19 protein-coding genes and 1 tRNA gene are annotated in these 26754 nt (G+C 71.4%); 5 read left to right on the top strand and 15 right to left on the bottom strand.

The window, feature by feature from the left end; genetic code table 11:
• Positions 1-11: 11 nt before the first annotated feature.
• Genes IF12_RS0102015 through IF12_RS0101985 form a run of 7 tightly spaced genes read right to left on the bottom strand, consistent with a single transcriptional unit; the run spans position 12 to position 7640 of the window.
• Positions 12-854, bottom strand: a complete 843-nt coding sequence (locus tag IF12_RS0102015; protein WP_081912934.1) for an FkbM family methyltransferase — start codon at positions 852-854, stop codon at positions 12-14.
• Entirely contained in the window at positions 851-2122 is a 1272-nt protein-coding gene (locus tag IF12_RS0102010) for a lipopolysaccharide biosynthesis protein (protein WP_030144595.1), read from the bottom strand. Before IF12_RS0102010 ends, IF12_RS0102015 begins: the two co-directional genes overlap by 4 nt.
• Positions 2119-3090 (bottom strand): glycosyltransferase, encoded by a 972-nt coding sequence (locus tag IF12_RS0102005; RefSeq protein WP_051703846.1) that lies wholly within the window; start codon positions 3088-3090, stop codon positions 2119-2121. Before IF12_RS0102005 ends, IF12_RS0102010 begins: the two co-directional genes overlap by 4 nt.
• Positions 3087-4229 (bottom strand): non-hydrolyzing UDP-N-acetylglucosamine 2-epimerase, encoded by a 1143-nt coding sequence (wecB, locus tag IF12_RS0102000; RefSeq protein WP_030144593.1) that lies wholly within the window; start codon positions 4227-4229, stop codon positions 3087-3089. The genes IF12_RS0102005 and wecB overlap by 4 nt, the downstream gene beginning before the upstream one ends.
• Positions 4226-5320: a sugar nucleotide-binding protein gene (locus IF12_RS0101995; RefSeq protein WP_030144592.1), complete on the bottom strand. Its 1095-nt coding sequence runs from the start codon at positions 5318-5320 to the stop codon at positions 4226-4228. The genes wecB and IF12_RS0101995 overlap by 4 nt, the downstream gene beginning before the upstream one ends.
• On the bottom strand, positions 5317-6357 hold the full coding sequence (locus IF12_RS0101990) for a polysaccharide biosynthesis protein (protein WP_133884146.1): 1041 nt from the start codon (positions 6355-6357) through the stop codon (positions 5317-5319). Before IF12_RS0101990 ends, IF12_RS0101995 begins: the two co-directional genes overlap by 4 nt.
• A complete protein-coding gene (locus tag IF12_RS0101985) occupies positions 6357-7640 on the bottom strand; it encodes a glycosyltransferase family 4 protein (RefSeq protein ID WP_051703845.1) in 1284 nt (427 codons plus the stop codon). The genes IF12_RS0101990 and IF12_RS0101985 overlap by 1 nt, the downstream gene beginning before the upstream one ends.
• A gap of 119 nt (positions 7641-7759) precedes the next feature.
• Here IF12_RS0101985 and IF12_RS0101980 point away from each other — a divergent pair, with 119 nt between their 5' ends.
• Positions 7760-8557 (top strand): sugar transferase, encoded by a 798-nt coding sequence (locus IF12_RS0101980; protein ID WP_081912926.1) that lies wholly within the window; start codon positions 7760-7762, stop codon positions 8555-8557.
• A 39-nt stretch (positions 8558-8596) separates the two neighbouring features.
• On the opposite strand, the gene IF12_RS0101975 is transcribed toward IF12_RS0101980, so the two are convergent.
• Positions 8597-8669 (bottom strand) — tRNA-Arg (locus IF12_RS0101975).
• Positions 8670-9033: 364 nt separating this feature from the next.
• On the opposite strand from IF12_RS0101975, the gene IF12_RS0101970 reads away from it, so the two are divergent.
• Together IF12_RS0101970 and IF12_RS0101965 are read left to right on the top strand one after the other, a co-directional pair.
• Positions 9034-11400, top strand: coding sequence for a ribonucleoside-diphosphate reductase subunit alpha (locus tag IF12_RS0101970; RefSeq protein WP_030144588.1), 2367 nt, complete (start codon positions 9034-9036; stop codon positions 11398-11400).
• 84 nt (positions 11401-11484) lie between these two features.
• Positions 11485-12480 (top strand): ribonucleotide-diphosphate reductase subunit beta, encoded by a 996-nt coding sequence (locus IF12_RS0101965; protein ID WP_030144587.1) that lies wholly within the window; start codon positions 11485-11487, stop codon positions 12478-12480.
• A 218-nt stretch (positions 12481-12698) separates the two neighbouring features.
• On the opposite strand, the gene IF12_RS23655 is transcribed toward IF12_RS0101965, so the two are convergent.
• Together IF12_RS23655 and IF12_RS0101955 are read right to left on the bottom strand one after the other, a co-directional pair.
• Complete coding sequence (locus tag IF12_RS23655; protein ID WP_051703843.1) at positions 12699-14579, bottom strand: serine/threonine-protein kinase; 1881 nt, start codon at positions 14577-14579, stop codon at positions 12699-12701.
• A 495-nt stretch (positions 14580-15074) separates the two neighbouring features.
• A complete protein-coding gene (locus IF12_RS0101955; RefSeq protein ID WP_166659558.1) occupies positions 15075-18431 on the bottom strand; it encodes an adenylate/guanylate cyclase domain-containing protein in 3357 nt (1118 codons plus the stop codon).
• Between the two features lie 345 nt (positions 18432-18776).
• Here IF12_RS0101955 and IF12_RS0101950 point away from each other — a divergent pair, with 345 nt between their 5' ends.
• A complete protein-coding gene (locus tag IF12_RS0101950) occupies positions 18777-19871 on the top strand; it encodes a hypothetical protein (protein WP_030144584.1) in 1095 nt (364 codons plus the stop codon).
• Between the two features lie 176 nt (positions 19872-20047).
• On the opposite strand, the gene IF12_RS0101945 is transcribed toward IF12_RS0101950, so the two are convergent.
• The 5 genes from IF12_RS0101945 to IF12_RS25380 form a co-directional block, all read right to left on the bottom strand.
• Positions 20048-22306, bottom strand: coding sequence for a hypothetical protein (locus tag IF12_RS0101945; protein WP_030144583.1), 2259 nt, complete (start codon positions 22304-22306; stop codon positions 20048-20050).
• Entirely contained in the window at positions 22303-22986 is a 684-nt protein-coding gene (locus IF12_RS0101940) for an ABC transporter ATP-binding protein (RefSeq protein WP_030144582.1), read from the bottom strand. The genes IF12_RS0101945 and IF12_RS0101940 overlap by 4 nt, the downstream gene beginning before the upstream one ends.
• Before the next feature lie 113 nt (positions 22987-23099).
• Positions 23100-24221: a GuaB3 family IMP dehydrogenase-related protein gene (locus tag IF12_RS0101935; RefSeq protein WP_030144581.1), complete on the bottom strand. Its 1122-nt coding sequence runs from the start codon at positions 24219-24221 to the stop codon at positions 23100-23102.
• 24 nt (positions 24222-24245) lie between these two features.
• Positions 24246-25736: an IMP dehydrogenase gene (guaB, locus tag IF12_RS0101930; protein ID WP_081913052.1), complete on the bottom strand. Its 1491-nt coding sequence runs from the start codon at positions 25734-25736 to the stop codon at positions 24246-24248.
• Between the two features lie 230 nt (positions 25737-25966).
• Positions 25967-26134, bottom strand: a complete 168-nt coding sequence (locus IF12_RS25380) for a hypothetical protein (RefSeq protein ID WP_156036792.1) — start codon at positions 26132-26134, stop codon at positions 25967-25969.
• 177 nt (positions 26135-26311) lie between these two features.
• Here IF12_RS25380 and IF12_RS0101920 point away from each other — a divergent pair, with 177 nt between their 5' ends.
• Positions 26312-26689 carry a DUF5319 family protein gene (locus IF12_RS0101920; RefSeq protein ID WP_030144579.1) on the top strand — a complete coding sequence of 126 codons (378 nt, stop codon included), beginning with the start codon at positions 26312-26314 and terminating at the stop codon, positions 26687-26689.
• Positions 26690-26754 lie beyond the last annotated feature (65 nt).

Here is a 26754-nt window from a genome sequence, read left to right as displayed (position 1 = left end):
GCGGATCGCCCTCACCGCGGTTTCCACCACGCGACCCGCGGCAGCCGGTCGGCGGTCTCGGCGGTGGCGGCGAGGTAGTTCCCCTCGACGAAGGTCTCCAGGTCCGGGTCCCAGCCGGGGTAGGGCTCCATGCCGCGCGGCGTGAGCTTCCCGATCCGGTAGCCGAACGGCTCCAGCAGTTCGAAGGCGTCCTTGAGGTAGCGGCGGGCCCGTATCCAGCGGTGGTTGTACTCGAACTGCACGAGCGAGACGGCCCGGTTCCGCAGTGTGCGCCGGCATCCGGAGAGGACATCGAAGTCGTGCCCCTCGGTGTCGACCTTGATCAAGTCGACGTGCTCGATGCCCTCGCCGCGGAGGTAGTCGTCGACGGTGGTGGTCGCGACCTGCTCGGTGGGCACGGGCGCGTTCGGGTCGCCGTGCAGCGAGTTGGTCCCGGCCCCGGGCGCCGCCACGTGCAGCGTCGCCGATCCGCAGCGGTCGGACACCGCGAGGCGGTTGACCCGCGCCCGTCCGCCGAGCCTCGCGGTCAGCAGCCGGTGGGTGTGGCCGGAGGGCTCGAAGGCGTGCAGGCCAAGTTGGGCGAGTCGGCCCGCGCTCGCGGCCTGGCGCAGCAACGACTGCGACCAGGCGCCGACGTTGGCGCCCACGTCAAGGACGGTGATCGGCGCGCCGGGCCGGGCCGATTCGAGCATCCAGCGCTGGAGCGCGTACTCGCCGTTGCGCACCGGGTCGTTCGGCACGTCGAGCCGGGCCCGGTGCAGCGCGAACCGCGCGGTGCGCACCAGCGCCGCCCGGCCGATCACGGCGCCGAGCGTGTCGACGGCCAGGGCCGCCATCTGCCGTGAGGGCGTCATCGGGTCCTCCCGGTGAGCTCGGGGACGGTCCGGAGATCGGCGGCCGGGGCCGTCCGGGCCAGGGATCGGAGCATGAGCAGCAGCGCCGCGGCGGCCGAAGCGGTGGAGGCGAGCGCGGCACCAGTCGCGCCCCACTGCGGCACCAGGGCCGCCAGCAGCGCGATCATGACCACGGCGGCGATCCACTGCGCCCTTGCGACCGCCATCGGCCGGCCGTGGCCGCGCAGGAGGTCGGCGCCGACCTGCGCGCAGGCGAACATGACGCCGCCGGGCGCGAGCAGCCACATCAGGCGGGCCGCCTCGGCGAATCCGGGGCCGAAGACCGCGGGGATGAGCGCCGGGGCCAGCGCGGCCACCGGCACGGCCAGGGCGATGCCGATCGCGGCGGCGGCCAGCAGCGCCCACCGCTGCAACCGGGCCAGGGCTGCGGCCGAGTCGGTCCTGGCGGCCAGCCGGGGGAAGGCGACGTTGCCGAACGCGGCGACGAGCGGCACCGCCAGCGCGGTCAGCGAGACGGCCACCGCGTAGTTGCCGAGCACCGCCGAGGCCACCAGGAACGACAGCAGCAGCTGGTCGAGCCGGGAGGTGATCACGGCGGGTACGCTCGCGGCGAGCTGGGCGAGGCCGTAGCGGCACAGCGGGGCGACCAGCGCCTTGTCGGCGCGGCCGCCGGTGAGGCCACTGGCGCGGCACAGCAGGTAGGCCAGGACCGATTGCAGCGCGATCGTCGCGGCCAGGGCCGCCATCGCCGTCAGCAGGGTCAGCTCGCCGCCCAGGTGCAGGGCGAGGACGGCCGCGAGGAACGTCGTCGGCTGCACGATCCGGACCAGGTTCCAGCGGCGCAGGCGGGCGGCGTGCAGCGCGAACACGTAGCTCGCGCCCGCGAAGGCCGCCAAGCAGGTCGCGAACATGATCTGGTACGCCGAGAGCACGACGCCCTCGGCGAGCATCGGGGCGGCGGCGAGGCCGGCCAAGAGGGTCGCGACGCCGGAGGCGACCATGAGGTTGCGGGAGGTGGCGAGGTAGTCGCCCGCCCGCTCGGGCGCCCAGGCCACGAAATAGGTGGTGGCGGCGGTCTGGCCGAGCTGCCCGACGACCAGGGCCACGCCGAACCAGGCCATGACCGCCGCGTATTCGCCGCGCAGCGACGGCCCGAGCGCCCGGGCGATGACGATGCCGGCGACGCCGGAGGCCGCGGCCGCCGTCACGTTGCACGCGGCGGTGGTGGCCACCGACCCGGCGAAGCCGCGCAGGGCGGTGGCGGTCACCGCTCGCCGCCCTCGGCCGGGTCCCGCGTCTCCAGGAGCCACCGGAAGTAGTCCCGGGGGTCGAAGGCGTCCGGTTCGGGGGCGACCGGTTCGGCGCAGCGCTCCAGTGCGGCCGCCAGGCTGTCGCCGTCGCCGCGCTGGAACGGGACCAGCGCGGGCCCGGCGACCTCGCGGGCCTGGCCGGTGTCGGGCGACAGCACCGGCACCCCGTGGATGCGGGCCTCGGCGAGCGGGTAGCCGAAGGCCTCCACGGTCAGCGGGAAGAAGCCCGCGGCGGCCGAGCGCCAGAGCAGCCCGGCAGAGGAGGTCGGCACCATGCCGAGGGCGTCGACCGACGGATGGGCGGCGATGGCCCGCGGCAGTTGCCCGGGCATGGCCGTGACCGCGACGCGGAGGTCGCGTCCGGTGCGCGCGATCGCCTCCAGCAGCGCCGACAGTTGCGGGCCCAGGTCCTTGTAGGACGCGGGCACGATCGGCACCAGCACGAACGGCCGGTCGGCGGTCACCGAGGGCCCGGAAGGGCTCGCCGGGTGGGCCCGCACCGCGATCCGCCCTCGCGCGGCGGGCACGTGGTGCCGCACCCGGTCGGCCATGGCCGAGGTCGGCGCGACGATGAGGTCGGCCCTCGACAGCAGTCCGCGGATCACCGGGATCTGGGCCTTGAAGGAGCGCGGCAGCCCCCGCAGCAGGTGCTGCTCGTCGGGGTACAGGAAGTGCAGGGCGTTGCGCACGAGCACGCGCCGCTGCGCGCCGCCGAACGCGAACGACGCCGAGTTCGCGGCGACGACCAGCCCGGCGCCCCGCGCCTTGGCCTCGCGGCGGACCAGCCAGGAGGGGGTGAGCCGCTGGGAGCGCCCGATCACGACCGGACGGGACTCGGCGGCGGCGAGGTAGGCGTCCAGTTCGGACCTCCAGCGGGCCGCGCCGCCCACCTCGCCTCCGGCGGTGTCCAGTACCGCGTTGCTCATCGCGCCCCCTCTTCCGCGCGGGTCCGCAGGCCCGCCCATTCGCGGTGGCGGCGCACCGTCGAGAGGATGAAGTTGGCGACGCGCCAGGAGGTGTCGTCGATCCGGTACTCCTCGGCGCATCCGGCCGGGCCCGCCGCGTGCCGGGCGAGCACGGTCGCCACGGCCTCCACGACCCCTTCGGGATCGAGGCCGGTCGCGACGATCGACCCGGCGTCGAGCGACTCCGGGCGCTCGATCGCGTCGCGCAGCGTCACCGCCGGGAAGCCCAGGATCGCCGACTCCTCGCTGACGGTCCCGCTGTCGGACAGGGCGCAGCGCGCCTGCTGTTGCAGCCGTATGTAGTCGAAGAACCCGAACGGCTCGCAGAAGGCGATGTCGTCGAGTTCGACGTCGCCGACCAGGAGTTCCATGCGCTTGCGGGTCCGCGGGTGGGTCGAGACGAGCACCGGCAGCCCCCAGCGGTCGCGGACGGCCCGCAGGCAGTCGAGGAGGCGGCGCAGGCGGCGCGGGTCGTCGACGTTCTCCTCGCGGTGGGCGCTGGCGACGAAGTACCCGCCGGGTTCGAGGCCGAGCCGGCGCACGACGTCGGAGGCGGCGATGGCCTCGCGGTGGTGGTCGAGGACCTCGCGCATCGGGGAGCCGGTGAGCAGGATCCTGCGCGGGTGGACGCCCTCGGCGAGCAGGTTGCGCCTGGCGTGCTCGGTGTAGACCAGGTTGAAGTCGGCGATGTGGTCGATGAGGCTCCGGTTGGTCTCCTCGGGCACGTTGAGGTCGAAGCACCGGTTCCCCGCCTCCATGTGGTAGACCGGGATTCGCATCCGGCGCGCCATCAGGCCGGCGATGCAGCTGTTCGTGTCGCCCAGGACGAGCACGGCGTCGGGCCGCTCGGCGGTGAGGGCCGCTTCGGCGTCGACGAGGATTCCCGCGAGGGTCCGGCCGAGGCTGGAGGCGTCCAGGGTGAACTGGTGGTCGGGTTCGGGCAGGCCCAGTTCCGCGAGGAACACGTCGCGCAGCCGCGGGTCCCAGTTCTGCCCGGTGTGGACGAGCACGTGGTCGAGGGTCTGCGCGAGTCTGTCGATCACTCTCGACAGGCGGATGAGTTCGGGCCTCGTTCCGGTGAAGGTGAGGACCTTCGTCATGGCGCCTCGCTCGGGTGGTCGACGGTGCACGGGTAGGTGTCGGCGTCCTCGGGCAAGTAGCCCTCGTTGGCCCAGAAGCACGCCAGCACCGGTTCGTCTCCGAGGGCGGTGAGGCGGTGGGCCCACATCGTCGGCATGTCCACGGCCACAGGCGAGGCGCCGTCGACGCGGAAGCGCACGACGTGGTCCGAGAAGAGCCTGCGGGCGGCGATCTCGGCCTGCCCGGAGACGACGACGAAACGCTCGAACTTGCGCAGGTGCGCGTGTTCGCCTCGCACCGACCCGGGCGCGGTGGTGGAGACGAAGGCCTGGCCGCCGGAGGCGGCCACGCGCACGAACTCCACGAGCGTGCCGCGGCCGTCGGTGTGCGGCGGCAGCGTCACCGGGTAGCGGGCCGGGAACAGGTGCGAGCGGAAGGTGTTGAACAGCGTCGTGCGCCAGGGCCCGGTGAGGTCGGGCAGGCGGCCTTGGCGGTATTCGGCGTCGAACTCCTCCAGCAGCGCCGCCACCTCGGCGACCGATCTGGGTTCGGCCTTCGGCTCGACGCGGGTGCGGCCCGACTCGACCGTCTCGTCGAGGAGCACGGCGGCGGCCTCCTGGGCGTGCAGGAGCGGGACCTCGCCTTCGCCGACGGTCTCCGGGCGGCGCCCGTGGGCGATCTCGTGGCAGAAGGTGGCGACGAACGAGTTGTAGTACGGCCGCCCGTGCTCGCCGTACAGGTTGGGCAGGATGACGTCCGAGAGTTCCGCCGCGGCCGGGTCGGGCCCGGCCAGGACGGTCGCGGCTCGGCGTTTGGCGCGCCCGTAGGCGGTGTCGTCGTCGCGGCGCACCGAATTGGCGTAGACCGTCCTCACGGGCCGGTCGAGGCGCTCGGCCGCCTGGGCGTTCCCGGCGGTGACCTCCTCGTCGGTGCCGCGGTTGGTCCCCGCGCAGTGGACGACGGCGTCGACGCGGGCGAGCGCCGCGTCCAGCCGCTCGGGATCGCCGAGCAGGGCCCTGTCGATCGGGACGCAGTCGATGCCGCGGGCGAACGCAAGGCAGCGCAGGTGCCAGCCCAGGAAGCCGTCGGCGCCGGTGACGGCGATCCTCATGTCACCACCGGGACCGGCTGGGACTGTAGTTCGGCCTGGATCTCCGGGGTCTGGAGCAGCAGCTCGACCACCGCGTCCTCGTCCAGTCGCCGGGCGTTGTGGGAGGTGTAGCCGCCCGACTGCCCGGGTTGGGAGACGAAGCCCTCGACGCCGGTCGAACCGTAGTTCAGGCCGCGGTGGTCGATCGGGATGCGCAGGAACCGGCCCTCGTCCTCGGCGCGGGCGGACTCCTCGTCGCCCACGAGCGTCTCGAAGAGCTTCTCGCCGTGGCGGGCGCCGATGACGTCGGCCTTGAGCTCGACGCCGAAGATGCGCGCGACGGCCCGGGCGATGCACCCGACCGTGCTCGCCGGCGCCTTGTGGATGTACAGGTCGCCGGGGTTCGCGGCGGTGAAGGCGTGCTCGACCAGTCCGATGGCGTCGGTGATCGACATGAGGAAGCGCGTCATGTTCGGGTCGGTGATCGTCAGCGGCGCCCCTTCCTTGATGAGCCGCACGAACACCGGGACCACCGAGCCGCGAGAGCACAGCACGTTGCCGTAGCGCACCAGCGAGACGACGGTGTCGCCGGCGTTCACCTTGCGCGCGTAGGCCTGGGCGACCTTCTCCATGAGCGCCTTCGACATGCCCATGGCGTTGATCGGGTACACGGCCTTGTCGGTGCTGAGGCAGACCACGCTGCGCACGTTGCCGGCCCGGGCGGCGTCGATGACGTTGGCGCTGCCGAGGACGTTGGTCCGCACCGCCTCCAGCGGGAAGAACTCGCTCGAGGGCACCTGCTTCAGCGCCGCGGCGTGGAAGACGTGGTCGACGCCGGCGCAGGCGCGCATGACGCCGTCGCGGTCGCGCACGTCGCCGATGTAGAAGCGGAGCCGCTCGTCGCGCAGCCGCCGCCGCATGTCGTCCTGCTTCGCCTCGTCGCGGCTCAGCACCCTGATCTCGGCGCACTCGGAGGCGAGCAGCCGATTCACCATGGTCTTGCCGAACGTGCCCGTGCCGCCGGTGATCAGCACCGACCTGCCTGCGAGATCGTCCATCATCCGCCGTCGCCTCCGCACGCCAGAGCCACCAGGTCCGACAGCGTCGCGCTGCCGACCCGAGCCGACATTCGCTCCATGTAGAACTCCCTTCCGTTTCTCCCCATCGCCTCGCGGATCTGGGGACCGAATCCATGCAGCAATCGCATCGCCGATGACAGCTCGCAGGGGTCGCCGGGACGCGCCACGAGTCCGGCGCGCGAGCGCAGGACCGCATGAGCGGCGTCGCCGGGTGCGGAGGCGATGATCGGCCTCGCGCACGCCATGGCGGCCTGGATCTTGCTGGGGATGGTGTGCCGGAACAGCGGGCGGTCCTGGAGGCTGACCAGTTGGACGTCGCTGAGCGCCATCAGGCGCACGGTGCGCTCGACCGGGTGGGGCCCGAGGAAGCGCACGCGGTCGTCGCCCTCGGCGAGGGCGCGCAACCGCTCCTCGGCCACGCCACTGCCGACGAAGACCAGCCGGAGGTCGGGGAGGTCGGGGAGCATCTTGAACGCCTTGACGGCCGTGTCGAGCCCTTGCAGGTCGCCCAGGCTCCCGGCGTACATGATGACGAAACCGTCGAGGCCGAACTCGGCCGCCAGGTCCTCATCGCGGGTGACGGGGCTGAAGACCTGCTCGTCGACCCAGTTGGGCACCGGTGTGACCTTGGCGGAGGCGACGCCGCGCTGTTGCAGGCGGCTCGCCATCCCCGGGGCGCTCACGGCGATGGCCGAGGCCCGCCGGTAGGAGAAGTTGCAGAACGCCTGAATGGAGCGCGCCACCAGGTCGAGCACGCGGCCGGGGCGGATGAACCCGCTCTCGACGACCGTCTCGGGCCAGAGGTCCTGAATGTACAGAACGAAGGGGCGGCGGAAGAAGGCCCGGGCGAACAGGGCCGGGAGGGCCACGGTGGCTTGGGAGGAGATCACCAGCCAGGCGTCGACCGAACGCAGGACGCTCCACTTGGTCGAGGCCGAGGCGGCGAACGAGAGATAGGTGAGCGCCCGCCGCGTCGCCGAACGGTCGTGGCTGGGCAGCAGGGGGACCCGGTGCAGGTGGATGCCGTCGCGGTGCTCGTAGAGATAGGGCTTCATGCGGTAGCCGGGGTAGATCGCGCCCGTGGGGTAGTTGGGGAAACCGGTGAGGACGTGCACCTCGTAGCCGAGCCCGGCGAGCGCGCGGCAGATCGCTCCGGCCACGGCGGCCGAGCCCGTCTCCGGGTCGTAGCAGGGGCTGATGACGCCGAGCCGCCCGAGACTGCGCTCGGGAGGCAGGTAGTCGGATCCGGTTCGGTCCGGCACGCCTTCCCCTTCCCCGGCATTGGATTGCCTCGAGATTCCCCGCATGCGGTCTGCAATGCACTATAGAGTCGGGCAACGTCCCAAGTGGCTGAACGATCGTTTTAGGAAGGGTCCGTCGGATGCGCGCTGGAAACGATCCGAGCAAGGATTCGTCGGCTTCGCATGGGCACGAACGGGCCGACGGCTGTTCACTCGTCCCGTTGGGCCGCTTTTCCTATCGCGGCAAGCGACTGCTGGACTGGGCGGTGCTGTGCCTGCTCGCGGTTCCGGCGCTTCTGGTGATCGCGGTCGCCGCGGTGGCGATCCTGTGCGAGGACGGCCGGCCGGTCTTCTTCCGCCAGGTCCGCATCGGCTTGCGGGGCAAGCCTTTCGTCCTCTTGAAGCTGCGAACGATGACCGTTTGCGCGGCTCCGGCCTCGGAGGTGCCCGATGCAGGGTGCATCACGAGGGTCGGCCGGGTCCTGCGCCGGCTGTCGGTGGACGAGTTGCCGCAGCTGCTGAACATCGCCAGAGGCGAGATGAGCCTGGTCGGTCCCCGGCCGCACCTGCCCGACCGGCTCCGGCACTACGGCTCCAGTGAGCTGCGGAGGCTGACAGTGCTGCCGGGACTGACGGGCATGGCCCAAACCGTCGGCCGGAACAGCCTCGACTGGGACGCCCGCACCGAGCACGATCTGGTCTACGCGGTGACGCAGAGCCTCAAGCTGGACCTGCTGATCCTGATGCGGTCATGCTGGGTGGTGCTGAGCGGCGAAGGCATGTACGGACACCCGCGACAGAAAGAACCGAGCGCGCACCCAATGCTCGTAGAAGTAGCCCGCGACCTGAGAAACCGAGACCCCGACCGAGCAACCCCAGAACCCCGGTTACCGTCCTCGCCGCGACGCGAAGAAGGGGGCCTGCGCGTTGCCGCGTAGGCCCCCTTCTCGACTTCGTCGCCGCCTCTCGGCGTGCTGTGCCCCCGGCAGGATTCGAACCTGCGACACCTGGTCCCGGAAACCAGTGCTCTATCCACTGAGCTACGGAGGCGTGTCTGTCGATCAGACGCCACGATGCTACCAGGGCTCGGGCGGGCGGGCGCAGGCGGTTTGACCGGTGAGGATCACACCTGGGCGGCTCCGGCGATTTCGCGACGGGAGTGTCGTACCGGCGGCATAGGCTGACTCCGCAGAAGCCCTCAGCGTAGCCGCCACGCTGCGGATTCATCGGAAGAATCATCGCGAAAACGCAAGATATTGGGGATGCCCCGAGCGGTAACCACAACATGTATGATTTCCCTCTGTCAGGTCGGTGCTGTCAGCCTCCGCTCCCGCCATGTGGAGAGGGCCGCGCCGCCGTGCCGTCAGAACGCGGTCCGCTCGGACCGCACGCCACAGTACGAGGGGATGCAGAGATGACCGGGCTCGCCACCACGCCATCCGCCACCACCGCTCCGCAGCAGCGGAGCCACGACCAAGGGCCCGCCGCCCGGGTCGCCGAACGCATCCGCGTCCACGCCGCGGGACTGCCCGACGTCGACGCCGAGCGGGTCATCGCGCAGATCGAGGCCGGCCTGTGGCCGGGCGCGACCGAGAAGGCGCTGCGCGAACGGGCCGTCGAGCTCACCTCGTCGAGCGTCGCCTCCGAGCCGACCTACTCCAAGCTCGCCGCCCGCCTGCTCGCGGAGCACATCGCCGACGAGACCGCCGGCGAGGGCGTCACCAGCTTCACCACCTCGATCGCCGCCTGCCGCGACAACGGCCTGCTCTCGGCCGACCTCGTCGCGTTCGTCGAGGCCAACGGCCCCGAGCTCGACGCGGTCATCGACCAGGGCGCCGATGACCGCTTCGAGTACTTCGGCCTGCGCACCGTCTACGACCGCTACCTCCTGCGCCACCCCGAGAACCGCACCGTGCTCGAGCGCCCGCAGCACTTCATGCTCCGCGTCGCCTGCGGCCTGAGCCAGTCGGTCGCCGAGGCCGCCGAGCTGTACGCGCTGCTGTCGACCCTCGCGTACCTGCCCTCCTCGCCGACGCTGTTCAACTCCGGCACCCGCCGCCCGCAGCTCTCCTCGTGCTTCCTGCTCGACTCCCCCAAGGACGAGCTCGACTCGATCTACGAGCGCTACAGCCAGGTCGCGCGCCTGTCGAAGTACGCCGGCGGCATCGGCATCGCCTGGTCGCGCGTGCGCTCGCGCGGCTCGCTCATCCGCGGCACCAACGGGCACTCCAACGGCATCGTGCCGTGGCTGCGGACCCTCGACTCCTCCGTCGCCGCCGTGAACCAAGGCGGGCGCCGCAAAGGCGCCGCGTGCGTGTACCTCGCGAGCTGGCACGCCGACATCGAGGAGTTCCTGGAGCTGCGGGACAACACCGGCGACACCGAGCGGCGCACCCACAACCTCAACCTCGCCAACTGGATCCCCGACGAGTTCATGCGCCGCGTCGAGTCCGACGCCCAGTGGTCCCTGTTCGACCCGAAGGAGACCCCCGAGCTGGTCGACCTGTGGGGCGATGAGTTCGACGAGGCCTACCGCGCCGCCGAGGCCGCCGGCAAGGCCCGCAAGACCATCCCCGCCCGCGAACTGTACGGGCGCATGATGCGCACCCTCGCCCAGACCGGCAACGGCTGGATCACCTTCTCCGACACCGCGAACCGGACCTCGAACCAGACCGCGCGCCGCGAGAACGTCATCCACCTCTCGAACCTGTGCACCGAGATCCTGGAGGTCACCAACGACTCCGAGACCGCCGTGTGCAACCTCGGATCGGTGAACCTCGCCGAGCACACCACGCCCGAGGGCTTCGACTTCGAGCGGCTCGAGGCGACCGTGCGCACCGCCGTCAAGTTCCTCGACCGCACCATCGACCTCGGCTTCTACCCGACGGCCGAAGCCGAGAAGGCCAACCGCAAATGGCGCCCGATCGGCCTGGGCTGCATGGGCCTCGCCGACGTGTTCTTCAAGCTCGGCCTCGCCTTCGACTCCGAGGAGGCCCTCGCGCTCTCGACCGCGATCGCCGAGCGCATCGCGATCGTGTCCTACGAGACCTCCGCGGCCCTCGCCGCCGAGCTCGGGGCCCACCCGAACTTCGACGAGACCCGCGCCGCCGGCGGCGTGCTCCACGCCGACCACTTCCCGAACGCCCGGATCACGCTCCCCGAGCGCTGGGAAGCGGTGCGCGCCGCGATCGGCGAGCACGGCCTGCGCAACTCGCTCATGATCGCCATCGCGCCGACCGCGACCATCGCGTCCATCGCCGGCTGCGCCGAGTGCATCGAGCCGGTCGTCTCCAACGTCTTCAAGCGCGAGACGCTCTCGGGCGAGTTCCTCCAGGTCAACCGCCACCTGATCAGCGAGCTGAAGGAGCGGGGCATCTGGAACGAGTCCCTGCGCCAGGCCATCGTCGTCGCCGAGGGCTCCGTCCAGGGCATCGACGCGATCCCGGCCGACCTCCAGGAGCGCTACCGCACCGCCTGGGAGCTGCCGCAGCGCGCTTTGATCGACCTCGCGGCCGCCCGCACGCCGTTCATCGACCAGGCCCAGTCGCTCAACCTATTCCAGGCCAGCCCGACCATCGGCAAGCTCTCCTCGATGTACCGCTACGCCTGGCAGCAGGGCCTCAAGACCACCTACTACCTGCGCAGCCGCCCGGCCACGCGCATCAACCAGACCACCGTGAGCGCCCAGGCCGCCGAGGAGCGGCCCACCGAGCTCGAGGTGATCCCCGCCGACGTCGCCTGCTCCCTGGAGAACCCGGAGAGCTGCGAGGCCTGCCAGTAACAGCGAGAAGGGCGGGGCCTTCGGGTCCCGCCCCCGCACACCCCTCGCCCCGCACCCCGAACCCAGAGAGATGAGGACCCGCCGATGCTGCTCGACCCGGGCATGGACCTGACACTGCGACCGATGAAGTACCCGGATTTCTACGACCAGTACCGGGACGCCATCAAGAACACCTGGCACGTCGAGGAGGTCGACCTCGCCTCGGACCTGACCGACCTGGCCGGGTTCACGCCCCAGGAGCAGCACCTCATCCACCGCCTCGTGGCCTTCTTCGCCACCGGCGACACGATCGTCGCGAACAACCTGGTGCTCAACCTGTACCAGCACGTCAACTCCCCCGAGGGCCGCCTGTACCTGTCGCGGCAGCTGTTCGAGGAGGCCGTGCACGTCCAGTTCTACCTGACGCTGCTCGACACCTACCTGCCCGACCCCGACGAGCGGGCCAAGGCCTTCGACGCGGTCAACAACATCCCCTCCATCAAGCGCAAGGCCGACTTCTGCTTCAAGTGGATCGACTCGGTCTTCGACATGCAGGAGCTCAAGACCGGCGAGGACCGCCGCACCTTCCTGCTCAACCTCATCTGCTTCGCCGCGTGCATCGAGGGCCTGTTCTTCTACGGCGCCTTCGCGTACGTGTACTGGCTGCGCAGCCGCGGCCTGCTCGACGGCCTCGCCACCGGCACCAACTGGGTCTTCCGCGACGAGTCCTGCCACATGAACTTCGCCTTCAGCGTCGTGGACGTCGTCCGCCAGGAGGAGCCCGAGCTGTTCGACGACCGGATGCGCCAGCAGGTCACCGACATGCTCGAGGAGGCCGTCGAGGCCGAGCTCCAGTTCGCCGAGGACCTCATCGGCGAGGGCATGCCGGGCATGACCGTCAAGGACATGAAGTCGTACCTGGAGTACTCCGCCGACCAGCGCCTCGTGCGCCTCGGCATGCCGAAGAAATGGGGCTCGGAGAACCCGTTCCCGTTCATGGCGCTCCAGGACGTGCAGGAGCTGACGAACTTCTTCGAACGCCGCCCCACCGCCTACCAAGTGGCCGTGGAAGGCAGGGTCGACCTCGACGAGGAGTTCTGATCCGCGACCAGGGCCCGTCCTGAGGTTCAGATCGGTGTCCGAGTCCGTTCGCTCGCTTCGATAGCGGGCGGACGGACCGGATGGCGGCCGATCGGATCAAGGCAGAGCCCTACACCCAGTCCCGGTCGCGGGGACCGCGCGGAGCCTCCTCCCGGCTCCGAACGGCGAACTGAGGGCCCGGCACCTTGCGGTGCCGGGCCCTTTCGTCGTCGAACCGGTTACTCGGCGCGGGCGAAGGTCATGCCCTTCGCCGCCTCGCCGCTCTGGAGCTGGGCGACGCACAGGAACGAGCCGTCGCCCGGAAGATGCACGTCGGTGGCCCAGTCGATCGCGTCGCCGGCGATGAGCTGGGAGAGCGGGCCGTTCTCGCGTTGGCCGTCGATGCACGCGCCGGCCACGGTCTCGTCGGCCCGGGCGGCCTCGGCGTCGTCGACGCCCTCAGGGAGCTGCCCGGTCGCGTAGGCCTCCCACTGGTGGGCCGCGTCGCAGCTCGCGGCGGCGAACTCGGCGTCGAAGCAGGTCGGCTCGGTCACGCAGCCGACGCCCTCGGTCGCCAGGGTGCAGGTGCTCACGTAGTCGGCCGCGATGGACTGCTCGGCGAGGTCGGCGCTCTCCTCGCCACCGAAGAGCCAGACGCCGCCGGTGATGAGCAGGGCCAGGATGATCAGGCCCGCAGCGCCCATGCCGATGAGGCGGCCGACGCTGGAGCCGGTGTCGCCGTCCTTGAGGCGGCGCTCGCGGCGGGTCAGGCCCGTCTCGTTGCGCGCGATCGGCACCGGCAGGCGCGAGTCGTAGTCCTCGCGTTCGCGGGTGCCGCCGGAGGTGAAGGACTGCCACTTCGTCTCGTTCCCGAAGTCCTCGGGTTCGGGGATCGAGGCCCGCACGGGCGGGCTCACCGGCGGGCTCGGGACCCGGGCGGTGGCGGCGCGCTCGGGCGCGGGGGCCCGGTAGCTCTGGGGCGCTTGCGGTTCGGGCGCGGGCGGTGCGGCCTGGCCGCGGCGTTTGCCGGGCGCGAGGCGCAGCGTCGAGGGCGGCTCCTCGAAGTCGCCGAAGCCGGGCGCGGGGGCCGCGCCGCGGGCCTCGGGGCTCGGCGGCGAGGCGTAGGCGCCGAACACGCCGACCCCTTGGGGCGCGGGCGAGACCGGGGTCCGCTGCTGCGGCGGCGGGGGCCCGTCGGTGACGCGCGGGAGGATGCCGGTCGAGGCCTCGGGGATGCTCGCGAGGAACTCCCGGAACTCCACGGCGGTGGGCCTGCCGTCGGGGCTGTTGATCAGGGCCGTCCGCAGCATCTCGAGCAGGAGCGGCGATATACCGGGGATCGCCGGGATCGGCTGGTCGAACAGGGCCGCGACGTCGTTGATGTCGAGGACCCCGTCGGAGGGGAAGCGCGGCGGGTTGCCGCTGAGCATCGTGTACAGCGTGGCCGCGAGCGAGTAGACGTCGGCGCTGGGGCCGACCTCGCGCATCTGGAAGATCTCCAGCGGCGCGTACGCCGGGGTCGCCATGGTCGAGATCGGCTCGCCGGGCTGCGGGACCGGGATGAGGCTGGAGAGGCCGAAGTCGGCGAGGACGGCCTTGCCCTGGTGGTTGATGAGGAGGTTCGCGGGCTTGACGTCGCGGTGGACGATCCCGGCCTCGTGCGCGGCGGCGAGGGCGTCGGCGATGCGGATGCCGATCGCGATGGTCTGCTGCGGCGGGATCGTCGTGTGCCGGTCGAGCAGGTCGGCCACGGACCCGCGGCAGCGCTCCATGACCACGTACGGGTTCGCCTGGTGCGTCAGGCCGGCGGAGAGCATCTTGACCACGCACGGGTGGTCGGAGACGCGCCCGGCGGTCTGGACCTCGCGGCGGAAGCGCTCGCGGGAGTCGTCGTCGGTCAGCGGCCGGGCCTCGATCTTGACGGCGACCTCGTGGCCGTCGTCGTAGCGGGTGGCGCTGTAGACCGTCGAGTAGGCGCCGCGGTCGATCTCGGTGAAACCGGTCAGACGCTCGATCCCCTGGAGGAGCGATTCGGGGTCGGCCTCCTGGACGAACCCGAGGGGGGTGTGCGGAACGAGGTGGGGATCGGTTGGAGCACCGTAGGACGAGATGGTGTCCACTGGGGTACAGCCTCCGTTCTCGGCGACGCTTGCAACACGTCGATGAGCCTAGTGTCGAGCCTGGTGCGGGTCGGTGCGCGGGTCAGCGTGGGGGGACGTTCCGAACCTCGGTCGCTTCGCTCGGGCCTGGGGGTTCCGAGTCATGGGACCTTTGACGCATAACGTTACGGCAACGCGCCCCCGATTCTGTATACCCCTGGACGAAAAGGCACCGATAACTGGCCGAACGGATGAGGTGTCGCTTCCCCTGGGGCAGAGCCGGGTGACGCATAGTGAACGCATCCCCCGTATGAAGCGCGGGAGGACGGGCGGTCCGACTGGAACGGGCCGCGGCCCGCGAGGGCACGGCCCGAAAGGACCGCCCGTCCTCCCGCTGCCGCTTCGGCCCGCGCGTCCTCAAGGCTCGCCGCGTCTTCATGGCTCGTCGCGTCTTCATAGACCCAGCATCGCAGGCGGGGGCCGCCCGCACGGCGCACAGCGGGTCCGTCCGGCGGCTCACGCCACAGGGGCGTTCGCGAGGTAGGACTCGGCCCAGGCCGTGCTCTCGGGGTCCTCCCCGAAGGACTTGAGCGCGATCGCGGCCCACTCGGCGGCCGCTTCGCGCCGGCCGTCCTCGTCGAGCAGGCGGGCGTAGCGGGCCACGATGGCGCGGCGCGGCAGCCCGAGTGAGGGCTCGTCGTGATGGGCCGCAAGCGCTTCGAGCATCCGCAGGGCGGTGGCGCGGTCGCCTCCGGCGGCGCGCACGTCCGCCAGGAGCGCGGTGTTGGCCGCTCGGCCCGGCTCCAGCACGTCGTCGGTGACGAGCGCCAGGGCCTCCTCGGCGGCGGCCTGCGCGGTCGCGACGTCGCCCGCTTCGAGGGCGCAGCGGCCTCTGAGGTTGTGCGCCAAGCTGATCAGGAGCGGGTGGCCGGTCTTGGCCCCGTACTCCTCGGCGCCGGCGGCGAGGTCCGCGGCGTGGTCGAGCGCGCCGATCGAGCGGGCCGCGAGGGCCCGCACGTACTTGGCGAAGCCGCGGCCCCAGTCGTCGTCGATCCGCTCGAAGTCGCGGAAGGACTTGCGGGCGGCCGCGTCGGCCCCCGCGGGGTTGCCGAGCCCGATCTGGGCGGCGGCGCCGATCGCGCGCAGCAGCCCGACGGCGAACACGTCGCCCGAGCGCTCGCCGATGGGCATGAACACGTCCGACAGCCGCTTCGCCTCGGTGAAGCGCCCGGCCATGAGCAGGGCGAACGCGGAGACGCCGCGGACCCAGGCGCGGCCGACGAGGTCCATCTGGCGCGCGAAGGCCTTGGCGGCCTCGCGCAGCACGTCGTCGGCGCCGTCGAAGTCGCCGCGGGCCACCAGGACCCACGCGCGGTGCTGGAGGGCCCAGGCGAGGCGCTTGTCGTCGCCGACGCCGAACGCGGTGTCGTAGGCGTCGAGGAAGCGGGCCTCGGCCTCGGACAGGTGCCCGGCGAGGAAGTCGAGCAGGCCGATGCGGCACTGCGCGTCGCAGCGGGGCCCGGCGAGGCCCTCGCGCCGCGACAGCGCCAGCGCGGCCGTCCACGCGGTGCGGGCGTCCTGGAGCTCGCCCTTGTAGCGGTGGAGGCGCCCGCGCAGCAGCAGGAGCTGGGCGACCAGTTCGGCCTCGTCCTCGGGGAAGTCGTCGCCGAAGAGGCGCCCGGAGGGGTGCTCCTCGTGGTCGTCGGTGGGGACGATGAGGCCGATGTCGATGGCGAGGCCCTCGATCTCGGCCTCGGCTTCGACGGTGCGGCCCAGGCGGGTGAGGGCGCGGCCGCGCAGGAGGCGGTCGTCGGCGCTGAGGGGCGCGAGGCGCTCGACGCCGTTGAGGAGGGCGACGGCCCGTTCGGGCTCGGAGGCGTCCATGGCGCGGACGGCCTGCTTGCGGACGGCTTCGACGGCGAGCGGGAGGACGTTCCAGACCTCGTCGAGCGCTTCGATCTCGACTTCCTTGGCGAGGGTGACGGCCTGCTCGGCGTGGAAGACGACGAGGTCGTCGGCGCTCTGGCCCTCGAGTTCGGTGTCGGCGGCCCAGCGGGCGATCTCGGCGTGCGCGTGGGCGGCGTCGGCCTTGCCGATGGGCGCGTAGGCGGCCTGGCGCAGCAGGGGCGTGACGAAGCGGTAGCCGCCGTAGGAGCGGCGGCGGAGCATCCTGCGGTCGAGCAGTTCCTGGAGGGCCCGTTCGAACTCGCCGGGGATCTCCTTCTCGAGCAGTTGCGTGGCCTCGGGGGGCACGGCGTCGCCGAAGATGGAGGCGGCCCTCAGGAGGGCGCGGGCGGGCGGGGAGAGGGCGTCGATGCGGGCGCCGAGGACCTGGGCGAGGTCGCGGGAGAGCACGCGTCCGGTGAGGGACCCGGCGGCGAGGCGCCAGTGGTCGCCCGCGTCGGTCAGCAGGCCCTGCTCGGTGAGGAGGGTGACGAGTTCGGCGAGGTAGTAGGGGTTGCCCTGGGCGAAGCCGAGGAGGCGGTCCTCGTCGGGTTTGGGCATGCGCCCGCCGCCGAGGAACTCGCGCAGGAGGCGGGCCGCGTCGGCGCCGGCGAGGGGCGGCAGCGGGTGGACCTCGGCCTCGGAGATGCGGGTGAGGACGCCGGAGGAGCGTGTCAGCTCGGGGCGGCCGTAGAGGAGCACGAGGACGGGGCCGTGGATCTTGGCGAGGGCGACGCCTAGGGCGTCGATGCCGTTGGGCGAGGCGGTGTGCAGGTCGTCGATGTTGAGCACGAGCGGGCCCTGCGTGGCCATGTGGGTGATGAGTTCGGCGACGGCCTCGGGGATGGTGTAGGCGTCGGACTGCTGGCCGGTGAAGCCGCCGGGGCGGTCGGTGGCGCCGGGGCGGCCGTGGCCGAGGAGGCCGAGGAGCAGGGCGATGTTGAGGCGGCATTCGCCGTGGTCGGCGTGGCCGTCGGCGATGCGCCGGAGTTTGGCCTCGGCGGTGGCGCGGTCGTCGTCGAAGCGCAGGCCGGCGGCCTTGCGCACGAGGTCGGCGAGGGGCCCGAAGCGGCGGCCTTCGCCGTAGGGGGCGACGCGCACGGTGAGGACGCGAGCGCCGCGCTCGGTGGCGACGGTGCGCACTTCGCGGGCGAAGCGGGTCTTGCCCATGCCGGCTTCGGCGGTGTGGATGAGCACGAGGGGCTCGCCGCGGTCGATGACGGCTTCGAGGCGGCCGGTGACGCGGCCGATCTCGGTGTCGCGTCCGATGAAGGGGGCGGTGTCGCCGAGGCTGGCGCGGGTGCCGGGCTCGTCTTCGAGGCCGAGGAGCTGGAACACCTCGACGGGCTCGCGCTTGCCTTTGAGGCGCACGGGGGTGAGGCGGCGCCAGGCGGCGGCGTGCTTGGTGGCGCGGACGGTCTCCTCGCCGGCCCAGACGGTGCCGACGGCGGCGGCGTCGCACAGGCGCGCGGCGGTGTTGACCGTGTCGCCGATGACGGTGTACTCGAGGTTGGCCTGCATGCCGGCGACGACGAGGCCGGAGCGCAGGCCGATGCGCAGGCCGATGGGCAGGCCGCCGCCGGATTCGGCCTTGAGGAGCCTGCGGACGCGCTTCTGCATGGCCTGGGCGGCGCGGACGGCGCGCTCGGCGTCGTCCTCGTGGGAGAGCGGGGCGCCGAAGACGGCCATGAGGCCGTCGCCGGTGAGCTTGTCGACGTGGCCGCCGAACTCGTTGACGGCGGAGACGCATTCGGCGAGGAGCCGGTCGGTCACCGAGGAGACCCGTTCGGGGTCGAGGCTCTCGGACCATGTGGTGAAGTCGGAGAGGTCGCCGAAGAGCACCGTGACGTAGCGGCGCTCGGTCTGCGGCGAGGTCGCTTCGGGGGACAGCGGCGCGCCGCAGTTGTGGCAGTAGCGCGCGCCGGGCACGGTGAGGACGGAACAGAACGGGCAGGTCACAGCAGCACCAACGCCGAATGCCGGGTGTGTTGTTCCCCACTCCTTGTGAGAACGGGGTGTTTCTTGCGCTTCACGCTGGCAAGGATACGTGGCCTAGCTGACAGATACCTGTGCGCTGGTGGTCGTTTCGCTCCGGCGAGCCGCTTGAACCGGCCACAAACCACCGAGCGGACGATCCCGGTATCACCCGAAAAGCCGACCCCGTCGCCGCTGGGCGAGCGTGGTCGACGCCCCCGCCGGGCGCGGAACGCCGATAGGATTCGCCCAGACGAGCCGTACCTCTCGAACAGCGGCTCCGGCGACGAAAGACCCCATATGGCCCCGCTTCCCGACCTGCCGCCCATGCCGCCCGTCCCGAGGGAGGAGCTCGCCGCGGCCCAAGGCCGCCCCTACCCGAAGGCGCCCGACCGGCGAGAGCCGGTCCCGGACGAACCCTCCCGGACGGTGATCACCGTCCGCTCCAACCGCCGGTTGGCGCTCTGGGGGACGTGGCTCGGGTGGCTGCTGACCCCCGTGGGGTTCGCGCTCAGCTTCCACCTCATCGCCCACGGCGTCGGCAACCGCCTGCTCGCGTTCGCGCTCACCTGGACGCCGATGTTCGTCGCGGTCATGTGCACGGTCATGCTCGCCCAGGGTCCGAACCTCCTCACCTACGACACGCAGACCGGCCAGATCGGCTCGGGGCAGGCGGCCGTCCAAGGCAGGCTCAACCGGTGGAAGCAGGGCGACCGGATCGAGTACTCGGTCTACCTGGGCCAACTCCGGATAGTTCGCCAGAGGGGAAGACCGAGGCTCCTCATCCACCGGGCGTTCAACGTGAACCGCTCGGACTGGATCGCCTTCGTGGACGTCTTCTTGGCCCACCAGAACGCCCGCGCCGAAGCGCCGCACAACCGCGACACCGCCCGGGAGGACGCCACCGCCGCCCGGCCACCGGAGGAGACCGGGTCCGCGATCAAGGTCGGCGTCCGTTGGCGGTGCTTCCTCGGCATACTGCTCATCGGCCTCGCTCTGGCCACGCTCGAATTCCACCTGTCGAGCCGCTCCGAAGACTACTTCGACCCGGTCGGACCCCTCGGATTCGGCGCCCTTCTCTACCTCCTCATCGGAGCGGTCCCGCTCCTCCTCAACCCGACACTGATCTACGAGTCGGGCCAGGTCAGCGTCAAGACACGCGGCCGCGCACTTCGCCGATTCCCCCGACGCGGCGGTGACCGACTCGAGTACTCGCTCTATGACGGTGCGCTCTTCGAGGTGCGCGGCGACGGCAGACGACGGCGCATCGCCACGGGAAGGGCCCGCGATCAGGCCGCGTGGAAGACGTTCGTCGACCGGTTCGCGCAGGACCACCCCGAATCGATCCGTCCGAACGGCACCGCCTCAGCGAAAGACGAGTCGGGCGAGCCCTGACCGCCGCGATTCCTCCGGCGCGCGGCGCCATCGGGCGCGACTCGGTCGCCGCCCATGCCTTTCGGTGCGCCGCATCGGGAACCGGTTCGAACCGGGGTTGGCGATCCGCGCCGGAGGCAACGCGCTCCGGCGCGGCTGGGCGGTGGCGGCGCGGTCGGAGCGAGTCGGATCGCGCGTCAGCCGCCTTGGCCGGGTCGCCACTTGACGGCCTCCCGGATCGCGACCGTGGAGGCCCACAGCCACATCAGGACCGAGACGACCAGCAGGGTGCACACCGTCGGCACCAGGTACTCGGCCTTGAGCAGCGTGGTTCCGGGCCTCATCAGGGTGTTGCTCGCCGCGATGCCCACGGTCACCCCCACTGTCGTGCCGATCAGCAGCGGCAGGAAGACCGTGATCGCCGAGGTCGCCCGGAAGGTCCGCAGCCCGCCGGTGAGCACTCCGATCGGTGCGAGCGCGCGGCCGTGGCGCAGGAACTCCCCCGAGGCGCTCAGCACCGACGTCAACGCCAGGACCGCCAGCGCGACGGTGCCGAACGCGGTGATCCACCGGGCCTGCTCCTCGCTGGGGGTCGACCCGACCTCGTCGCCGCCGAGGACTTCGAGACTGAGCCCGAGCTGGAAGACCGTTCCAGCGGCTTTGATCTCCGCTTCGGGAACCCGGAGTCCGTCGGGCGCGATCAGGAGGAAGCGACCGCGCGCGTCCCGCTCGCCGGCTCTCGCGTCGACGAACTCGGCCGCCGAGGCGTCTTCGACGACGACCGAGGTCGGCATCCCGGATCCGCGGGCGTCCAGCCACGCCGCGAAGCGGTCGTCCGGCACGGTGCCGTCGAGCCGGTACCGGCTGCCGTCCGGGCATTCGAGTCGGAGCAGCGCGAGCGCTTCGCAGGAACCGCTGACGGTGATGGTCTTGGTCATGTCGGGGGCCCATTCCTCGGCCCAGGCGAGTACCACGAGGTCGCTGGGAAGCTCCTCCAGGAACACCCCGACCTCGGATTCCCGCAGCGCTCCCGCGGGGACGCCTTCAGCGAAGCTTCCCGCGAGTTCACCGGTGATCGCGCGGTCCTCGACGACCCAGACCGTCCACGCCGAATGGTAGGCGAAGGCGAAGAACAGCAGGAAGAAGGCGATGATGATCGCCGTGAGCTGGCGCGCGGTCGCCTTGGGGTAGGCCGCTACCCTGGCGGCCGCCGCGAGGACCGAAGGGCGCTGACGTGCCCAACGCGCGTCTTTCGCGAGGTTCCCCAGCCAGGCGCAGACGAGCGCGATCGCGGGCGCGACCGTGATGACGACTCCGGCCTGTCCGAGGTAGTTGAGGAGGAAGTAGAAGGCGCTCTGCTGGGGGAAGAACGACGGCCCCCACGCGGCGAGCACGAAGCACGCCGGGAACATCCAGGCGAGCGTCGCGAACAGGCGGGGCCGCGGACGCAGTAGGCCTCGGGTGGGCTCGCGGCCGTGCAGGCGTGCGGTGGGGACGAGCAGGCTCATGGAGAACAACGCAGCTACGGACGCGGCGAGGCCTCCCGCCAGGAGCGGCCAGATCGCTCGGGCGTCGGTGGCTCTCGAGGTGAACTCCACGTACGGCAGCGAGAGGTCGGCGAGCATCACGGTCGCGAGCGCGACGCCCGCGCCGATCGTTCCGATCACGACGGGCAGCCACGTCTCGCCGAAGGAGACGAGCACCGTGTGTCGGGGGCGGCCGCCGAGGACGCGGATGAGCGCTTCGCGGCGGTCTCTGGCGTGGGCGGCGACGCGGGTGGCCGCGAAGGCGAGCAGGCAGGCGGGAACGGTCAGAAGGAGGAAGGTGAACAGGTAGAAAAAGCTGATCGGGGCGTAGTCCTGCTGGAGCAGGAGCCAGTTCGCGGACTCGCGCCAGTCGCCGGACGAGCCGAACTCGGTGACCTCCAGGAGGCCGAGGTCGTCGGTCTGCGTTCTGGACAGTGGTTCGAGGGGCCGAACGTACGCGTAGAGCTGGTTGGGGTCCAGGAGCGCGTCCGCGTCGATGGCGCCGACGACCTCGCCGTACCGTTCGTCGACTCCCGCTTCGCCGCCGATTTCGGCGAGCCGCGGTGAGAGGTAGACCTCGCCTGGAGCGGGCCAGGCTGGAAGGCCTGGAGGCAGCGGCGCGCCGGGGCCGAGCGGCGAGATGTAGTCGACTTGGAACTGGCGGCTGTTGGGAAGCCTGTCCAGTTCCCCCGACACGAGCAGAATCTCCTCGTCGGGGGTGTCCGCGGTGGCGATGGTCGGTGTTTGCAGCGCCGCCCGGTCGTGGCGTCCGTCGATGGCGGCCGCGAGGAGCACCGGCGCCGCCAGTCCCAGCGGCAGCAGGAGCGCCGCGAGCAGCAGCGCGGTGAAGCGGATCCCGCCCGCTTCGGCTCTGGTGCCGGCGGCGCGGCCGATCCGCAGCAGTTGCGCGGCGACGCCGTCCCGGCTCATCGCTGACCTCGTGGCGAGCGGGCGCGCACGAGTGCGCCGTCTTGGATGGTGTAGACGACGTCGGCGCGTTCGGCGACGGCGAGATCGTGGGTGACGACCAGGAGGCCGCACGCGTGGGTGCGCGGGATGGCGAAGAGCATCTGGGCGACGCGGTCGCGGTTGGCGGTGTCGAGGGCGCCGGTGGGTTCGTCGGCGAGCAGGAGCGCGGGCTCGTTGATGAGGGCGCGGGCGACGGCGGTGCGCTGGCGCTCGCCGCCTGAGAGCGTCGCGACGGTCTCGGATTCGGGCACGCCGAGTTCGTTCAGGAACGCCCGCGCCCGCTCATAGACCACCTCGCCGCGGTGGCCCGCGAGCAGGGCCGCGAGGGCGACGTTCTCGACGGGGCTGAGTTCGGGGAGCAGTTCGCCGAACTGGAAGACCATGCCGATCTCGCCGGCGCGGATGCGGGCGATCTGGGAGCGGTTCGCCTCGGTGACCGCGTTTCCGGCGACGGAGATCGCGCCGGCGTCGGGGGCGATGAGGCCGAGGACGCACGACAGCAGCGTGCTCTTGCCGGAGCCGCTGGGGCCGAGGATCACCGCGGACTCGCCGGGTGCGATGGCGAGGTCGAGGCCGTCGAAGAGGACGCGATCGCCGAGGGTGCAGCGGAGTTTCGAGATCAGAAGTGCGTGTTCAGTCATCGTCGCAATCAAAGTCTGCTGGGGAGTGCGCCCGAACCGGAAGCGGCTGGGCGAATCGGGACGAAGACGAGGCCCGGTCCCGCTTTGCGGGACCGGGCCTCGATCGGGTTGTCCTATGCGGTGACCAGGCTGGCCTTCTGGAATTCCTTGACGGTGGTGTAGCCGGTCTTGGCCATGGCCCTGCGCAGGCCTCCGAAGAGGTTCTGGCTGCCGTCGGAGGAGTTGCTCGGGCCGTACAGGATCGCCTCGAGGTCGGGGACCTCGACGTCGCCGGAGTCGCCGGGGCGGAAGCGCCCGCGCGGGAGCTTCGGGTGCGAAGCCGCCGAGTGCCACCACGCGCCCGCCGCCGGGGACTCGGCCGCGTCGGCGAGGATCGAGCCGAGCATGACCGCGTCGGCCCCGCAGGCGATGGCCTTGGCGATCGCCCCGGAGTTGGTCATCTCGCCGTCGGCGATGAGGTGCACGTAGCGCCCGCCGGTCTCGTCGAGGTAGTCGCGGCGGGCCGCGGCGGCCTCGACCACGGCCGAGGCCATCGGCACGTCGATGCCGAGGACGGTGTCGGTGGTCGACCAGTCGTCGGAGCCGACCCCGACGATGACGCCGGCCGCGCCGGTGCGCATCAGGTGCATCGCGGTCTTGTAGTTGGTGGCCCCGCCGACGACGACCGGGATGTCCAGGTCGGCGATGAACTGCTTGAGGTTGAGCACGTCGCCGCCGGAGGAGACGTGCTCGGCGGAGACGATGGTGCCCTGGATGACCAGCAGGTCCACCCCGGCCTCGACCGCGAGCGGCCCGAGTTCGGCGGTGTGCTGCGGGCTCATCCGGATGGCGGTGGTGACGCCGCCGGCGCGGATCTCGGCGACCCGCTCGGCGATGAGCTCGGGCTTGACCGGCTCCGCGTAGATCTCCTGGAGCCGTTCGATGGCGTTCTCGGCGGGCGTGTCCGCCAGTTCCTTGAGCAGCGACGTGGGGTCGACGTAGCGACACCAGAGGCCTTCGGCGTTGAGCACTCCCAGGCCGCCGAGGCGGCCCATCTCGATCACCGAGGCCGGGCTCATCGTCGCGTCGGACGGGTGCGCCACGGCGGGGATCTCGAACCGGTAGGCGTCGAGCTGCCATTCGGTGGAGACATCGTCGATGTCCCTGGTGCGCCGGGTCGGCACGAGCGCCACTTCGGACAGACGCCAGCCGCGCGCCACGATCTTGCCGGGGCCGATCTCGACCAATTCCCGCACAGTCTCTCCTCCTACAGGGCCCGACTACCGGGTGTGGTAGTTCGGCGCTTCCACGGTCATCTGGATGTCGTGCGGGTGGCTCTCCTTGAGTCCCGCGGCGGTGATCCTGACCAGACGCCCGCGCTCGTGCATCGCCTCGATCGTACCGGCTCCGGTGTAGCCCATCGCGATGCGCAGACCGCCGACGAGCTGGTAGACCACCTGTGCGAGGGTCCCGCGGTAGGGCACCTGGCCCTCGACGCCTTCGGGGACGAGCTTGTCGTTCGAGGCCACCGTGTCCTGGAAGTAGCGGTCCTTGGAGTAGGACTTCGCCTGGCCACGGGTCTGCATGGCGCCCAGGGAGCCCATGCCGCGGTAGGACTTGAACTGCTTGCCGTTCATGTAGATCAGCTCGCCGGGGCTCTCGGCGCACCCTGCGAACAGCTGTCCCATCATGACGGTGGAGGCGCCGGCGACGATGGCCTTGGCGATGTCGCCGGAGTACTGGATGCCGCCGTCGGCGATGACCGGGACGCCGCGCTCGCGGGCGACCTTGACGGTGTCCATGATCGCCGAGACCTGGGGGGCGCCCACGCCCGCGACCACGCGGGTGGTGCAGATGGCGCCGGGTCCGACGCCGACCTTGACGCCGTCGACGCCCGCGTCGATCATGGCGCTCGCGGCCTCGGCGGTGACGATGTTGCCGCCGACGATGTCGATCTTGTCGCCGAAGTCCTTCGCGATGAGCGAGATCATGTCGAGCACGCCGCGGGAGTGCCCGTGGGAGGAGTCGATGACGAGCAGGTCCACGCCGGCCTCGACGAGCTGCCCGGCGCGCGTGTACTGCTCCTCGCCGACGCCGATCGCGGCGCCGACGCGCAGGCGGCCGGAGTCGTCCTTCGAGGCGTTCGGGAACTCCTCGCGCTTGGCGAAGTCCTTGACGGTGATGAGGCCGCGCAGGAACCCGCCCTCGTCGACGATCGGGAGCTTCTCGATCTTGTGGCGCTTGAGCAGTTCGAGGGCCTCGTCCTGCGAGACGCCCTCGGCGGCGGTGACGAGGTCGCGCTGGGTCATGACGTTCGCGACCTTGACCGTCTGGTCGGTCTCGAAGCGCATGTCGCGGTTGGTGATGATGCCGACGAGCTTCCCGGTCTCGTCGGTGACCGGCAGGCCGGAGATGCGGTACTTGCCGCAGAGCTTGTCGACCTGCTCGAGGGTGTCCTCGGGCGAGCAGGTCACCGGGTCGGCGACCATGCCCGACTCGGAGCGCTTGACGAGGTCGACCTGCTGGGCCTGCTCCTCGGCGGGGAGGTTGCGGTGGAGGATGCCCATGCCGCCCAGGCGGGCCATGGCGATGGCCATCCGGGCCTCGGTCACGGTGTCCATCGCCCCGGTCAGGAGCGGCACCGAGATGCGGATGTTGCGGGTCAGCTGCGAGGAGGTGTCGACCTCGGACGGCACCACGTCCGATTCGCCGGGCAGCAGCAGTACGTCGTCGTAAGTGAGGCCGAGCGGGATGGCACCGATCGAACCCATCGGCACCGTGGTGCCGCCGACACGCTCACCGGTAGCACCCTCGTGCCCCTGAATTCCGAAATCCCCTGAGAACGCCATGATCCAATGGTAGTGCCGTAACCTGCGTCGCTCGGAGTCGCACACGGCGCCGCGCGGTGTGATTCGCAGCGGGCCGAAAGCGCCGGTGAGGGGATCATGGGACGTGCCCGGGCCCGATGGGCGCGGCCCGGCGCGGAAGCGGACGCGGGGCGCTATTCGAACAGCTCGCCGGCCTCCTCGGAGACGGTCTCCCAGGCCTCGGTGACGCCGTCGGCGATGTCCTCCCACACCTCGCCGACCTCGATGTCGGCGATCGCGTCGGCGACGGAGTCCACGACGCCGTCGAAGATCTCCGCGGCGCCGTCGCTGAAATCGTCCATTGCCCGCTCCTTGCGTCCTCGGACCGGTCCGTTCGGGCCGGTCGGATTGCGGCCCATGGTAATGAGCGCTTCGGGACCGGTGCCCGCGCGGCCCGGGGACGGCACGATCCGGGGAGCCGGCGGGCGGGTCGCCCGCGCTCACCGGGCGGGCTCGTCACCGGGCGTTAGGCTTGAAGGGTGTATGAGGAGCCTCGCGACCCGTTCGCCGACGATCCCGACCACGCGGAGGCGCTCGCCCCGTTCGAACCCGAGCTGGACGACGACGACCGCGCCGACCTCCTTGAGGACCTCCACGAACTGGAGATGTTCGAGCGGGTGCTGCACCCGCAGGGCTTCAGAGGAGTGGTCGTGGACTGCGCCGACTGCGACGAGCCGCACTATTTCACGTGGGGCCTGCTCATGGCGAACCTGCGCGGCCTCCTGGAGGCCAACTGCGCGCAGGTCCACGAGCCGGCCTTCGACCCCGACCCGGCCCATTACGTGACCTGGGACTACGCCCGCGGTTTCTCCGACTGCTGGGTCAAGCACCACGGCGAAGAGGCCTCGGGAGCCTGACCGCGGGGCCCGGGACGAGGGCCGACCGCGCCAGGGGAGGGCTTGCGGCGCTGCGGGAGACTGAA

Source organism: Glycomyces sp. NRRL B-16210, from assembly GCF_000719515.1.
Lineage (GTDB): Bacteria > Actinomycetota > Actinomycetes > Mycobacteriales > Micromonosporaceae > Glycomyces.
The sequence above is the reverse complement of the archived record's forward strand: the minus strand, read 5'-3'. Positions and strand labels throughout refer to the sequence as shown.